General features: G+C 44.0%; 15 protein-coding genes. 3 read left to right on the top strand and 12 right to left on the bottom strand.

Translation table 11 applies throughout. The annotated features are described in order from the left end of the window. Nucleotides 1-154: 154 nt before the first annotated feature. Both F6J90_RS37880 and F6J90_RS37875 read left to right on the top strand, forming a co-directional pair. Nucleotides 155-340, top strand: coding sequence for a hypothetical protein (locus F6J90_RS37880; protein WP_293106380.1), 186 nt, complete (start codon nt 155-157; stop codon nt 338-340). A gap of 204 nt (nt 341-544) precedes the next feature. Continuing rightward, the gene (locus F6J90_RS37875) at nt 545-1132 is read left to right on the top strand and encodes a hypothetical protein (RefSeq protein WP_293106378.1); all 588 of its coding nucleotides are present in this window, start codon (nt 545-547) and stop codon (nt 1130-1132) included. 134 nt (nt 1133-1266) lie between these two features. On the opposite strand, the gene F6J90_RS37870 is transcribed toward F6J90_RS37875, so the two are convergent. The 3 genes from F6J90_RS37870 to F6J90_RS37860 form a co-directional block, all read right to left on the bottom strand. After that, nucleotides 1267-1410: a hypothetical protein gene (locus tag F6J90_RS37870; RefSeq protein ID WP_293106376.1), complete on the bottom strand. Its 144-nt coding sequence runs from the start codon at nt 1408-1410 to the stop codon at nt 1267-1269. 333 nt (nt 1411-1743) lie between these two features. Further along, nucleotides 1744-2091 carry a hypothetical protein gene (locus F6J90_RS37865; protein WP_293106373.1) on the bottom strand — a complete coding sequence of 116 codons (348 nt, stop codon included), beginning with the start codon at nt 2089-2091 and terminating at the stop codon, nt 1744-1746. Between the two features lie 1272 nt (nt 2092-3363). Further along, entirely contained in the window at nt 3364-3591 is a 228-nt protein-coding gene (locus F6J90_RS37860) for a hypothetical protein (protein ID WP_293106371.1), read from the bottom strand. 397 nt (nt 3592-3988) lie between these two features. Here F6J90_RS37860 and F6J90_RS37855 point away from each other — a divergent pair, with 397 nt between their 5' ends. Continuing rightward, a complete protein-coding gene (locus F6J90_RS37855) occupies nt 3989-4396 on the top strand; it encodes a hypothetical protein (protein ID WP_293106368.1) in 408 nt (135 codons plus the stop codon). A gap of 800 nt (nt 4397-5196) precedes the next feature. Here F6J90_RS37855 and F6J90_RS37850 read toward each other — a convergent pair. The 9 genes from F6J90_RS37850 to cpcA all read right to left on the bottom strand — a co-directional run bounded on the left by F6J90_RS37850 (nt 5197) and on the right by cpcA (nt 13789). Further along, on the bottom strand, nt 5197-6237 hold the full coding sequence (locus F6J90_RS37850; RefSeq protein WP_293106365.1) for a response regulator: 1041 nt from the start codon (nt 6235-6237) through the stop codon (nt 5197-5199). 32 nt (nt 6238-6269) lie between these two features. Then, nucleotides 6270-6650 carry a response regulator gene (locus F6J90_RS37845; protein ID WP_293106362.1) on the bottom strand — a complete coding sequence of 127 codons (381 nt, stop codon included), beginning with the start codon at nt 6648-6650 and terminating at the stop codon, nt 6270-6272. Continuing rightward, a complete protein-coding gene (locus F6J90_RS37840) occupies nt 6640-8808 on the bottom strand; it encodes an ATP-binding protein (protein WP_293106359.1) in 2169 nt (722 codons plus the stop codon). Before F6J90_RS37840 ends, F6J90_RS37845 begins: the two co-directional genes overlap by 11 nt. A 134-nt stretch (nt 8809-8942) precedes the next feature. Beyond that, nucleotides 8943-9680: a phycocyanobilin:ferredoxin oxidoreductase gene (locus F6J90_RS37835; RefSeq protein WP_293106356.1), complete on the bottom strand. Its 738-nt coding sequence runs from the start codon at nt 9678-9680 to the stop codon at nt 8943-8945. A gap of 605 nt (nt 9681-10285) precedes the next feature. Beyond that, complete coding sequence (locus tag F6J90_RS37830; RefSeq protein WP_293106353.1) at nt 10286-10525, bottom strand: phycobilisome linker polypeptide; 240 nt, start codon at nt 10523-10525, stop codon at nt 10286-10288. Nucleotides 10526-10598: 73 nt separating this feature from the next. Further along, a complete protein-coding gene (locus F6J90_RS37825; protein ID WP_293066934.1) occupies nt 10599-11459 on the bottom strand; it encodes a phycobilisome linker polypeptide in 861 nt (286 codons plus the stop codon). A gap of 45 nt (nt 11460-11504) precedes the next feature. Continuing rightward, nucleotides 11505-12323 carry a phycobilisome linker polypeptide gene (locus F6J90_RS37820; RefSeq protein ID WP_293106350.1) on the bottom strand — a complete coding sequence of 273 codons (819 nt, stop codon included), beginning with the start codon at nt 12321-12323 and terminating at the stop codon, nt 11505-11507. A gap of 54 nt (nt 12324-12377) precedes the next feature. Then, nucleotides 12378-13196, bottom strand: a complete 819-nt coding sequence (locus F6J90_RS37815) for a phycobilisome linker polypeptide (RefSeq protein ID WP_293106347.1) — start codon at nt 13194-13196, stop codon at nt 12378-12380. 104 nt (nt 13197-13300) lie between these two features. Further along, the gene (gene cpcA, locus F6J90_RS37810) at nt 13301-13789 is read right to left on the bottom strand and encodes a phycocyanin subunit alpha (protein WP_293106344.1); all 489 of its coding nucleotides are present in this window, start codon (nt 13787-13789) and stop codon (nt 13301-13303) included. Nucleotides 13790-13884: the final 95 nt, after the last annotated feature.

Below are 13884 nucleotides of genomic sequence, written 5' to 3'. Positions count from 1 at the left end.
CAAGCTTTTCAGCCTTAGCGACCAAAATTTATCCATCGCTATACAAAGGCGGACACGGTTTACCGCATTCTTCACAGGTCCAGTTGGAAGCCGTTTTGATAGATAAAGCGATCGCAGCCATCGGGTTAAGTGGTAACCAGTAGGACTGCACTAGTTGGGTAATTCTGTATATGGTAGATGGTTGTGTAGTAAGCGGGTTACAAACACGATTTTCCGCAGGGGACGCTACGCGATTGACCTTTGGTCAGGCTATGCGATGAAGCGTTCGCAAAGCGTGGCCAAAGGCCTCAGCTTCCGCGCTTGTGCGATCGCAACCATCGGGTTGAGTGGTAACCGGTAGGACTGCACTAGTTGGGTAATGGTGAAAGCTAGAATACTTCCTAAGGTCACACTACAGGATTATCCCTAGGAGACGCTATGCGATCGCAATAAAATGGATAGTTTCTGTCGGGCATTACTACTATGGTATGCTCAACATACACTACCCGTGACAAATAATGAGATTATTAATTTAAATTAATACTTATACAATTGGCCATTAATAATGATATTATCATTCGACAAAATAAAAGTTAAGGTTAACGATATTTTATCAGTTTCTGGCAAGATAATTACTGAAAAAATAGGAGTTTTAATGGTAACAACTATGATTGGTTTAGTTGCTTTTTCAGCTGACAAAATTGTTGAGCATATTAAATTTGCAGCTAATAGAGCTGACCAACAAATTTCAAATTATAATCAGCTGGCAACTGACCTTTCTGATTACATATTTTTTACAGAATTAGTGGTGAAATTCTATAGCAAAGGATGGACTAGAAAATCATCACTTAAGAAAGTCGTAGAACCCTATAATAACGCCATTATACAATTGCGCAAACGAGAGTATGTTAATTTAGCTTTGGTTCATAGATTATGGGGGAAAAAATCAGCAAATGATTTTACAGAAATAATGAGTTTAGTCAAGCAGATCGACGATTTAATTCATGAACTTAATACCGAAGCAGTAGCTGTCGTGAGTGGAAAACAAGAAACAGCAAACCTGGCAGTTACCAAACCAATAACAGATAATATAAAACCTTTAGTTAAGGATTTACAATCAAAAATACGTTTATTTTTAATAAAACTTTACTAAGCTATACTTGAATAGGTTAATCGTCAATAGGTTAATCGTCTCTTTTTAAGCAAAAAGTCCATACTCGGTAATACTGGCAGTGGTATCGGTTCTTGGGATGTGAAGTTGGAGGAATGTTCCCAAGTAAAATATACTTATTCTTTATTAATGACATCAATATTAATGACATCAATAGCACGGTCAAAATACACTCTTGAATGAGTAGCTAATATTCTGGCAGCTACAGAGTTACCATAGCTGGTGAGGTACACCTGAGTCTTAGAAGATAGGGGTTTCATTCCTGAATCTGTACCTCACGGGAGCTAGAAACGCTGTATCAGGGAGTATGGAGATAGCAATCCTAATAGGTTGTGGTAATTTTTAGAAACGTGATCCTTGTTATACCTGGGTTTCAAGCCGCTCACTTGTCACAAATCATTTAGGATTGCTATATACCTTGAGAAGTGTTCAAACAGGGGACAGCGGGGGTAAACGGTTGCCCTACCTTGGTATAGGAGTAGGTAAGTCCAGGAAAAGTGCGATCGCCTTTGGTCACGCTGCGCGATGAAGCGTTCGCAAAGCGTGGCCAAAGGCCTCAGCTTCCGCGCTTGAGCGATTAACCTTTGGTCACGCTACGCGATCGCAACCGTCAACAATCCGGTTTCAAAACTCGCCCGTTCCTCTACCTTCAACATAGTGGCGGGCGTATCTATTGATGCATTGATGCAGTGCGATTGACCTTGGCCAAAAGGCCACGCTACGCGAATGGTAACGCTACGCGATTGACCTTTGGTCACGCTGCGCGAATGGTCACGCTGTGCGATCGCAGCCATCGGGTTAAGTGGTAACCAGTAGGACTGTACTAGTTGGGTAATTCTGTATATGGTAGATGGTTGTGCAGTAAGCGGGTTACAAACACGATTCTCCGCAGGGGACGCTACGCGATTGACCTTTGGGCGTAATGCTAGAGTAACTACCATGAAGTACCCAAACAAGGACTGTCTAAGTAATTGAGAAGTTACTAAAATAAGTCAGATTGAGATGTCCGAGTCTCAATCTGACCATTAAGTAGAAATTGGTTTAGGTATTGTATTTGCCGTCCAATCCTTAACCTAATCTACACTATCCAGTCGTTTTTTGGATGAGATTGATGATGGTTACACAAATCAAGAAGCTGAATCAGACCGAGAAAAAGAATCGTATCAAGAGTGGAGTCATTGTAGAAGGCACGGGAGCGCAGCGAGGTTCTACAGGTATGCACCTTGGTAAGACAACTAACCCAATCAGAAGCATCCTAATGGTACCTTGGGTTTCAAACTGTGAGAACACCACCTGCTCAGTAATAGGCGGATAATGTTTTAAATTACGTAATGTTAATCATTTTTGAGATTGCTTAATTGCTTTATACCCTGGATTTCTTCTGAATTGGGAGATTTAGGGGAGAATTGCGTAAATCCGGAAAAAAAACAATGATCTAAATCACATGCAACTATTGATCTAAATCACAGATAACCAATAAAAATAATTAAAATAAAGTCAGATTGAGATGTCCGAGTCTCAATCTGACCATTAAGTAGAAATTGGTTTAGGTATTGTACTTGCCGTCCAATCCTTAACCTAATCTACACTGTCCTGTCGTTATTGTTGGATGAGATTGATTATGGTTAACAAGTCAGTAGTTTCAGTAGTTTCAGTGTGTATTTTGACTATTGCCTGTATTAGCAATGATAAAATACTCACAAATGTTGATAATATACAGCCATTGCTTCAGATACTTGCTTATGGCAGTACAACCTTAAATCAGAGTATGCAGGCTCTTGAGCGACTAAAGAAGTCTAGGAAGTCTAAGAAATAGAGATAACTCTGATTGACTGAAAAAAACATGAGGTGGCAGTTAGTGTTGTTAAATGTAACGTTCTTGTCTATCCGTACCTAGAACCAGGGCGTATAAATGAAAGCAGAATTGCCACCTCTCAATACCCGCTCCTGCATACCGAGAGCGGGTTTATTTTTCGCATTACTAAGGTAAACGTAAATGGTTATTAATTATGGATGGAATATCCTATTATTAATTATGCAACCTTTACCTTACAAAAAAATGGTAAAACTGCCTGGGTAGCACTTCAGGAAAACCATGACGTTGGTTGTTCAAGAAACATATCAAATTCGCAGAACAAATGTACTACAATACTGATAACTGCTACTGAAGCCCCGAAAACACTATAGTTCAAGGGTTTGTAGTTCAAGTGTTCTTACAAAATTGACCTGCTCCCGCTCTTCCTGACAGCTTCTCTAGCATTACGCCTACTCGCCCGTCCCTCTACCTTCAACATAGTGGCGGGCGCATCTATCGATGCATTAGTGCAGTGCGATCGCCCTTTGGTCACGCTACGCTCCGGAAGCGTTTCGGCAAAGCCGACGCTACGCGAACGCAAAGCGTGGCCTACGGCGTCAGCTTCCGCGCTTGAGCGATTGGCCATAGGCCACGCTACGCTCCGGAAGCGAAGCTTCCGCGCTTGAGCGATCGCATCTGTTTTACTACGAGGGTACCGATGCTGTCATCAGCTAACAGTGATAAGTATTCAACCGGACATGATATAAGACATATTTTTTTTCTGCTCCCTGCTCCCTTTAAACCAAAATACTATGTCTTAAACTATCCTTATGTTGCTATTAGTTAAAACTGTTACCAGTTTAACTATTTAATTTTAACTATTTATTAAAATTTTTAAAATTTATCCAGATTTTTTTGATATTCCACTTGACAAAAACTATAGCCACTATTTATAATATAATCATGGCGAAAAGAGCCGCGCTTCTTGCTTGACTGGGAACAAGCGCGGCTCTCTCCCAAACCACAGTTTAGGTAACTCTATCATGCCAAAAAAACAATCCTTTCATCACCCCATCGATTATCGTGAAGCGATGGAGCGTCTTGAGCAGCTTGGACAACAGAGGGAACCGAAGCAGGAAAATTCCTATCCCTATCCGATCACGGAACGAGAGCAAATCCTAATCCGACTGTATAGTTACTACCAATTGGGCATGACACCCCAACGGTTTTACCAAAAATGGGACGTAACCCAAGAAGATATAGCTTTAATCTGCTCCTGTTCTGCTCACACTGTTAATGGCTGGTTTAACACCAGTCGTCGCTGTTCCCCTCCCACTGCTGGTCACTTGCGCCATCTGGCGATTATGGATTTTTTGTTGGAAGATTTTGAAACTATTCCGAGGGAATTATTGGATCGATTGTGTTTGAAGGAGGACAGAATTGTGAATTAAGAATTGAGAGGATATCTCCCAAGTTTTTTGATACTGAATTTTGCCCCCCTAGGGCGTGTTTTCTTGCCTCGGAGATCCCCCTAAATCCCCCTTAAAAAAGGGGGACTTTGAGTATGGCGTTGCTGAATTAAGGAATGAATTCGCGATCATCTGGTTTTGTTAAAGCCCCCTAAATCCCCCAACTTTGGGGGACTTTGAACGTCTTATTCCCCCCAAAATTGGGGGGCTAGGGGGGCAAAACCATACCCATAATCAGCAACGCCTTGAGTATGGCTCCCCCCTTTTTTAAGGGGGGCTGGGGGGGATCATAATCTTGCGGAAAACTTTGAAAACACGCCCTAGTCCCCCAACTTTGCGGTGCGACCCGTGGCGAATTTAATTACGGGTCAAGCGCACCGGTGGAACAAGAGTCAATTTGCTTCTAAAAATCCCCCGAGCGAGGGATTGCTCGCTCGGGGGATTTAGGGCAGGGCTGTTTCATTTTCAGGAATAAATTGTCAATTCAATCGGGTGAAAGGGAGCTGGGGTGCTGGGGAGAGTTTTTTTTTCAGGTTAAAAATACCTTTTTATTAATAAAAATTCTCCCTATCTCCCTATCTCCCTATCTCCCTATCTCCCCACCTCCCCACCAATCAAATTTTAGCCGCACTTTGAAACAGCCCTGGGGGACCAACGGGGGCTTGGATGTAGCAAATGAGACTTCTCGGACAACCTCTAAGGATAAGTTCCTGCCTGAAGTCGCACTCTTTCAAGGCGGTTAAGAATGCGATTAGCCAATTCTGTTGCCTAGTTATATTTTCCTAGGTTAGTTCATCGCGCAGAGCGGTTAAAAGTACCTGAAAGTGGAAGATTTGTTCAGCACCCAAATCAGTATCCCCTTGCAAGATCCCTTCAAGTTCCCGGGCTAAGCGCGACCCTTCTGAGAAACCAAAAATACCCAAGTTTCCAGCTAAACTATGAGCTGCCAACCTCCCTTGTTCTTGATGGGAAGAACTCAGAGACCCTTCTGAGAAAACCCTAGGGACTTGCTCTAAGATAGCCAATTGATTACGGCTCTTTTCCCGGTACTTTTCCCAAGCTGCAGCGATCGCTTTGAGGTGTTTTGAGTGCTTATTGGCGGTAATCTCTTCTTGGATTACAGTAGTAGGTTTAGAATCAGCATTGTCTGGCTGCAACTTTAGTCTATATCCCAGTCCATGTACTGTTTCAATCAGATCTTCCGGAGCACCAGCAATTCTTAATTTCTGGCGTAGCTTTCTTAGATGAGATCTAACTGTTGCTTCCGCTGGAAATTCTTTCGAGGACCACAAATTGTCTATAATTTCGTCAGTACTAAAAACATGATGGCTGTGGCGCAGGAATAACTCTAGTAGCCCATATTCCTTGGCGGTTAATGAGAGCAACTGAGTGTCGTAGGTTACTTTACAGCTGCGCGGGTCTAGTTGCAAGCTACCCCAACTCAGTACAGGCAGAGAGTTTGAGTTTACTCGACGCAATAGAGCTCGCATGCGAGCTGCTAGTTCTTCAAGATCAAAAGGCTTAGTTATATAGTCATCGGCACCAGCATCTAGCCCCCTAATCTTGTCTACACTAGCATGGCATGATGTTAGTAAAAGGATAGGCATGTGATAACCACTGGCGCGGAAACGCTGACAAAGACTAATTCCGTCAACCTTTGGCAGCAACAAGTCCAGTACAATCAGGTCGTAGGTATAAGTTGACCCATAGGCCCATCCCTGTTCACCGTCAGTGACAGCATCAATCACATAATTTTGCTTGGGAAGGCTGTTTTTGAGTAAATCAATTAAAGACTCATCATCCTCCACTAGTAATAGTCTCATGTGTACAACTACAAACGATCAACAGTAATAAATCACACCTTCCATTCCAACATTTCTGCTATTTGAATAGCCAAAGTTATAGAATTAAAGGGTTTGATAATAACACCAGCAATCCCGATTTTTTTAAATGGGTGTTGCTCTGCTATCTGAGTCTTGGCCGTCAAAAAAATAACGGGAATTGACTGGGTTTTAGAATTTGCTTTTAACTTCGAAAAGGTTGCGATTCCATCCATATCTGGCATCATTACATCAAGTAAGATTGCGTCTGGCAGTTTAGTTTTAGCCATAGCAATACCTTCCAAGCCTGAAGAAGCGGTTAGTACCTCCCAATCTGTTTCAAGTTCCAGACCGACTTGCACCACTTCCTGGATAGTTTCTTCATCGTCAATTAGCAAGATGCATTTAGTACTCATGGTTATCTTCTTCTTGCTGTTTTAAAGCGGGTAGGGTAAAATAAAAAGTACTGCCTTTACCTAGGGAACTCTCTGCCCAAATTTTGCCCCCGTGTTGCTGGATAATTTTGCGGCAAATGGTTAGCCCCAGACCTGTTCCACCTTTCTTACGGGAATCAGATGAGTCCACTTGCTCGAAGCGCTCGAAGATACTTTCGAGCTGGCTATTGGGGATGCCTTGTCCCTGATCTTTGACTTGAAATGTGACATAGGCAGTTGTGGAGCATCCCAGCTGTTTCTGCTTTTTGGTTCTATTAACCTCGTTATCTGTTATTGCAGAGAGCCAAACTGTGCTATTGGCAGGTGAAAACTTAATTGCGTTGCTTAGTAAATTAGTCAAGGTTTGGACAATATAGTCGGGGTCAGCCCAAACAGAGAAAGAGGTGGACTTGGTTGCCAACTTAACCCCATGTTCAGTAGCCATTGTTTGCATAGCCTGGACTGCTTTTTTGATCAAGTCAGCTGCATTGCAGGCTTTTTTGTCCATATTCACCTTACCTGACTCAATGCGCTGTAGGTCTAAGACATTATTGACTAAGCGCACCAGGCGATCAGTTTGTTCGTCGGCAATTTCCAGCATTCGCTGTCCTTTGGCAGAGAGCTTACCGAGTTTTCCCGTGGCCAGGATTTTCAGGGAACCGTGAATTGAGGCCAGAGGGGTGCGGAGTTCGTGACTGACCACTGAAATGAACTCGTCCTTCATCCGTTCTATGGCTTTGCGATCGCTAATATCACTTGTTAAGGCAAAAAAACCTTTGACTAAACCCTCCTCCTCGCTGAGATGAGGGATGTAGGTAACGCTGACGGAGTGAGTGCGTCTATCTTTGAGGGTCATTTCATGTTCGTAGGTGACTGTCCGACCTGACAAAGCAGCCTCCACATGCACCCGAATCTGCTGATAGACTTTCTTCCCATGGACTTTCTGAAGGTGAGATCCAGACACCTCTAAAGGGGAAAGTCCCAACCAGGTTTTGTAGGCTTGATTGTTGAAGCGATAGCGCTGTTCCTTGTCAATGTAGGCAATTAAAACAGGCAGTGCATTAGTGATGAGGCGGAGTTGTTCTTCAGAACGACGCAAAGCTTCTTCTGCCTGAAGGCGATCATTGATTTCCTGTTGCAGATTGCTGTTTACTTTCATCAACTCGGCTGTCCGTTCTGCAACCATCTCTTCCAGATTTTCCAGCAGTTGAGCTTGGGACAGGGCAATGCCGATTTGGTCTGCCAACTGTTGCATCAGTTCAACCTCAAACTCACTCCATAGTCGAGGAGCCTGACACTGATGGGCGATCAGCAAACCCCAAAGTTTATTCTGGGGTTTAACTCGGCGATTTTGGCTGTTTGTGTAGGAGTTTAGGCTTTGTAAGATCGGCACAACCAGTTTGGCTTTGACATGCCATTCATCCAGAAACTCAACTAAGCACTCAGCCACAGCGGCATCAGGGCTGTGAACATCAGCGTAAGCTTGGGTGCGACCTTGACCATAGAGTTCTCGGTACTCTGCAGGAAAGACTTCTTCGGGAAACTCAACGTCGAGAATTGCCGGATATGTCGGTAAGGTCGCTTCGCTAATGATTTTACCTGTTCCATTGGCAAAAACTTGGTAAATCAGTACTCGATCAGCCTGAAGAATTCTTTGCACCTCTGTAACAGCAGTTTGTAGAATTTCTTTGAGTTGCAAAGATTGGCGAATTTTGAGAGTTACTTCAGAGAATAACTCTACCCGCTGATGTTGGCGTTGGAGTTCCTCTTTTGCTGCTTGTCGGCGCTTGGTAATGTCCCGCAAAATCAACAAGTGATTACCAGGTGACAAGTCTATAACTGATGTATACTCCACTGCTCGTGTGGTGCCATTTGGGCAGAGGAGTTGAACTTCCCCAATTTCTTGCCCTCTTTCCCAAAAGAGGTGCCATGCTTGTTCACAATTGAGGTCTAGTTTAAAAAAATTAATAATGGAGTGATTAATCAATTCCTCCCTTGCTAAACCAAATAAATCACAGACAGCAGGGTTCACCTCTATGAACTGACCGTTGTCACCAACGATAGCAATTGCTTCAAAGGAGCGCTCGAATCCAGCTTTGAGAAGAGATTCAAGCCTTTGAGGTTTCTCAGCAGACTGCATGACTACGCCAAATGTTAACTACTTTACTGTAATCTAAAGTAATCAAACTTTATTAAAAATTTACAAAAGTTAACTTTAAGACTTCTATTGCCCGTGAAATTTCACTTGAAGATTTCCCTAAGCTCCAAACCCAATCAAGGGGAATCAAACAGCATTGTAGTTATATATCGTTGTGCCCATTGCTGACCAAAAGACTGTTCTAAGATTCTTCGAGTCTTGTCATTATGCTGCTGCTGAGTACAGTAGTAGCGTTGTCCTGCCAGAATTTCAGCTTCTTGGTAAGGAGAAGAAATCGGCATCATGGCGGTCGCAATTTGACAATGCAGAGTCAAAAAATGCTTAACTTGCTCAAGGAAAGCCGCTTCTTCTTGAGCATCGGCAGGACGCACAAATATACAAAATTCCGAAAAAATATCTCCCCACTTAGGTAAATCGCGGTGTTGAGAAAACTTAATTTTAGGTAGTTTTGCTAAAACACTACGATAAGATATCGGTAAGATGCGCTCAGTGGTAACGGGAGACAGATCAACAATAGCCGCACTAATTACCCTTTTTCCTCCCACAAGATCAACTCCGAAAATTGGCAAGTTGTAGTTGGAGTGGGGGAACATAACACAGTGGAGAATATCAAGGCGATGACTTACCTTTGCTAACTCTAGGTGTAATTTGCGAAACTGGGGAGTCTGATAACAGCGATTTTCAATTAATAGTTTCTCCCCTTCTAAGTTTCCCTCCACGTAACCGAGATCCTCTGGTATAGTGTAGGGAGACAGAGATAAGTAATGTTGCCAGTGGTCTTCAATACAGTTTGCAAGTTTGCGAATGAGAGTATGCTGGTTTTCTCTTAGAGAGGGTTGAAGAGTTTTTAGCATCTTATATTAAGGTTTTAAATAAGGTTTTTTGGGTATCAACTTAGAGGATATATGAAAAGTTTTTTGATACTGAATTTTGCCACCCTAGCCCTCCAACTTTGAGGGAAGAGTCAATTTGCTTCTAAAAGTCCCCCAAAATTGGGGGATTTAGGGGGCTTGGATGTAGCAAATGGGACTTCTCAGACAACCTCTTAAGCCGGAAAATTTTTGTGGTGAGAAAGTGTTAGGTGTTAGGTGTTAGGTGTTAGGTTGCAGGTTTTGGGTATGAAAAATCTCAAACCTAAATCATAATACTTAACATCTTATTAAAAGTCCCCTAATATCTAATACCGTAAGCATTCAGCTATCAGCTATCAGCTTAAGCGCTACGCGCACGCTACGCGAACAGCTATTAGCTTAAGCGCTACGCGCACGCTACGCGAACAGCTATTAGCTATCATTTATCAACTTATGGGCTACGGGCACGCTACTAGATCGGTGCTTTTAAATAAAATAAGCTGTTCGCGTAGCGTGAGCTAAAAGCTCACGGCTGACAGCTGACGGCTGAATGCTTACCTAATACCTAGCACCTTGTCCCAACTTCAAGACATTTGGTAGTGTTGTTACTATGTTGTTGGCATAACCGGACGAATGCTGACGATTTTTCCTCCCATACGAGTAATGCGCTGCATCTCTTCATTCATTTGGCTGTAGGGAACCTGAATAAAGATACTGCTACTCTTGGGTAAAGGGTAACTGTTTTTAGTGTTTTCTTCCTTATGCCACAACCCTGTTACCTCATAGACAAAGGTACGACTTTCTGATGGTGAATTAGAACTGTCAACAATTAAAGATTCACCCAGCATGTTTCCGATACCTCCTAATAGCTACCTCAGATTAGATCAACTCCTGAACTTATATTTTTAGAGCAAATGTGATCTAAGCAAGTGTGATACTAGCGACTTTACCTCCCATTTTGTTAATTTGCTGGAGCGTATCCGATAGCTTCTCATAAGGAACCAGAAGCTCTTTGCTAACGCGGCGCACTTTGGGATATCTAGGCAAGTTCATTCCTGAGACTTCCAACCGATAGATACGACCTTCTCTTGCTGGACTTCGGAAGGTTTTATTGGGCGTAACACCTTTTTCAGAGGCTCGGTACGCCCAACCTTCACTACCGCCTGAGGGACCAACCACTGCTGAAACACTATTAAGAGCAAGTTCACTAGCAAGGCGAGACGCTTTACCTTCAACTTGTGCGCGATCGCTATTGGCATAGCCTCGGTAAAGGCGGAACATGCGAGTAAAGCCCACAACCTTTTGTCCGGTTTGAGTTGAGAAGCCTCGATAATAAGGCACGATGAAGTCACCAAAGTTTTCATCGTATTCAGCAGAATCGATGTAGGAATCAATATCTGCTTCAAAGCCCTTGTTTTGGTAGAGGTCAAGGTGGTAAATTACCTCAGACTCATCATAGGGAGCTCGACCTAGCAAGTGCTTCAAGTTTAACTCAATCACCCGAGTTTGGAAGCTGTTGTACAGAAATTTCGACTTGTATAGCTCCGACTTAGCTACAGCTCGCACAAACTCCCGCACCGTGAGAGAGCCATTGCAGAGCAGGGATTCTAAACCGGTGAGGCGCTCATAAGCCATGATGTAGTCGTTACCGAGTACTTGTCGGTAAACAGCTTGAATGACGGCTTTGGCATCATCTTGGCTCCAGTTGGGGCGCAGTTCAATGGGGTTGCTATTGCTAAAGGCAGAGGTGCCTAAGCGGGATGCTGCTGTTGTAATTGCCACTTACTCTACTCCTATAGGACTCGACATTTAGATGTTCTAGAAACTTCAGGCACGGGTAATACTCATGACTTGACAACCGCCCTTGTTTAGTTTTTGCAGGGTGGAAGATAGCCGTTCGTAGGGCACGACATATTCACTGATGCTGCGCCTGATCTGAGGGGCACGTCCCATAGCTGCTTGAGTTACTCGGAGTCGATAGAACTGTCCCTGAATGTTTGCAGTTGTGCCGGTGAGTGCTTGTCCGCCATTTGGGGTTCGCACTGGGTTTGCCATATTGCGAGCCAGCTCATAGGTTAAACTAGGACGACCGCCCTTGCCCTGAGCGCGATCGCTGTTGGCGTAACCACGATAGAGCTGAAACATGCGGGTAAAGCCGACGGTTTTTTGTCCCAGTTGATTGGAAAAGCCTCGATAGTAGGGTACGATGGAGGTGCCAAAGTTCTGCTCATACTCAAGGGAGTTTATGTAGGAGTCGATATCTGCCTCAAACCCCTGGTTTTGATAGATATCGAGATGATAGATGATTTCAGACTCATCATAGGGAGCCCGACCGAGTAGGTGCTTGAAGTTTAACTCAATTACTCTCGGATGAAAGTTGCTGTAGAAGAATTTCGACTTGTAGACTTCTGACTTGGCGACAGCCCGCACAAAATCCCTTACAGTCAGGTAGCCTTGGCAGAGTAAAGACTCAGCACTGGTGAGACGCTCAGAAGCCATGAGATGGTCGTTTCCGAGTACTTGTCGGTAAACAGCCTGGATAACAGCCTTAGCATCGTCTTGGCTCCAGTTGGGGCGCAGTTCAATGGGGTTGGCATTGCTAAAGGCGGAGGTTCCCAGCCAGGATGCTGCTGTGGTAATTGCCACTTGTTATTCTCCTAATTTTTAATACTGCTTGATAGTGGTGAGATTTCAGTTGCCTTAGGCTGGCGTAATACTTGTTATTCGATCACCTTGCTTGCCAAGCTGCCGCAAAGTATAAGATAACTGATCGTAAGGCACCAGATACTCGCTAATTGTGCGCCGGATTTGAGGACCACCTCTTGTCACCCCTTGAGAAACTCGCAAGCGGTAGAGCTGCCTTTGGCTACCTGCATTTGTGCCGATAACTACCTGTCCCTTGGTTTGGGTTCGGATAGGAGTTGCGGTGTTACGAGCCAGCTCATAAGTTAAGTGAGAGGGATTGCCATTGCCTTGGGCGTGATCGCTATTGGCGTAACCCCTATAGAGCTGGAACATGCGACTAAAGCCCACAACTTTCTGACCCTGTGGGCTCTCGAACCCACGGTAACTCGGCACAATCGAGTTACCAAAATTTTCTTGATATTCCTGTGAGTCGATGTAAGAATTTATCTCCGCCTTGTAACCTTTTTGATTGAAAAGATCGACATGATAGGCAATTTCCGACTCATCATAAGGGGCTCGACCCAGAAAATGCTTATAGTTCAACTCAATAAACCTTACTTGGGGTGTGGAGTTTAAGAACTTTTCCTGGTATAGTTCTGACAGAGCCAGTGCCCGGATAAAATCTCGTACCGTAATCTGACCTTGGCGCAATCGAGACTCTGCATTGGTCAAACGCTCGCAATCCATGACATGAGCGTTGCCAAAGACCTGTCGATAGGCAGTTGTAATTACTGCTTGCACTTCATCTTCTGTAGAGTAGGAGCGCAGCTCCATTCGAGGAGAATCCGCAAAAGGTGCGATGCCTAACAGGCTCGCTGTTGTTGGACTTACCATATTAGTCTCCTAAATTTCTTTTCTAAAAAACATTGCCCGGAACTTCAGAAAACCGTTAATCGACTATCAACAGCCACCTGGAGTTCCGGGCAACTCGAAAAACTCTAGCTAAGAGCGTTAATTGTGTAATCGAGATAGGAATTTGCCTCAACGGCAGGGTCGCCACTTAGACCATGGTTCGCCTTGATGTACTTGAGAGCTTCGACATACCAGCTCGGAGAAAGTTCAAACGTGCGGTTGATTTCGGCGATTCCTGAGATCAGGTACTCATCCATCGGTCCTGTACTCCCAGTCACCAAACAATAGGTCACCATGCGCAGGTAGTAACCGATATCACGGGCGCATTTTGCCTTCCCTTCAGGGGTCGAAGCGTAGTTCGCTCCTTGCATTTGCGTGGTATAGGGGAACTTTTGGTAAACTGCTTGGGCTGCACCATTAACTAGACTCTCAGCTTTACTGGTTAACCTTTGAGCAGCTTCCAAACTTGCAGTAGCTTGGCGAAAACGACCGAACGCACTCTGAATTTCGGCACTGCTCAGAAAGCGGCCTTGGGAGTCAGCGGTAGCTACTGCTTCAGTTAGGGGAGTTTTCATAATGTAATCTACCTCTCAAAAAAAAGTTTTGCAAATTTTTCGTAAACGAATGCTACTGAAGAATTGAACGAGCAGATGGCTGTCCTAGGGTTTGG

Source organism: Moorena sp. SIOASIH, assembly GCF_010671925.1.
Classification (GTDB): domain Bacteria; phylum Cyanobacteriota; class Cyanobacteriia; order Cyanobacteriales; family Coleofasciculaceae; genus Moorena.
Note: the sequence above shows the minus strand (reverse complement) of the source record. Positions and strands in the feature narration are given on the sequence as shown.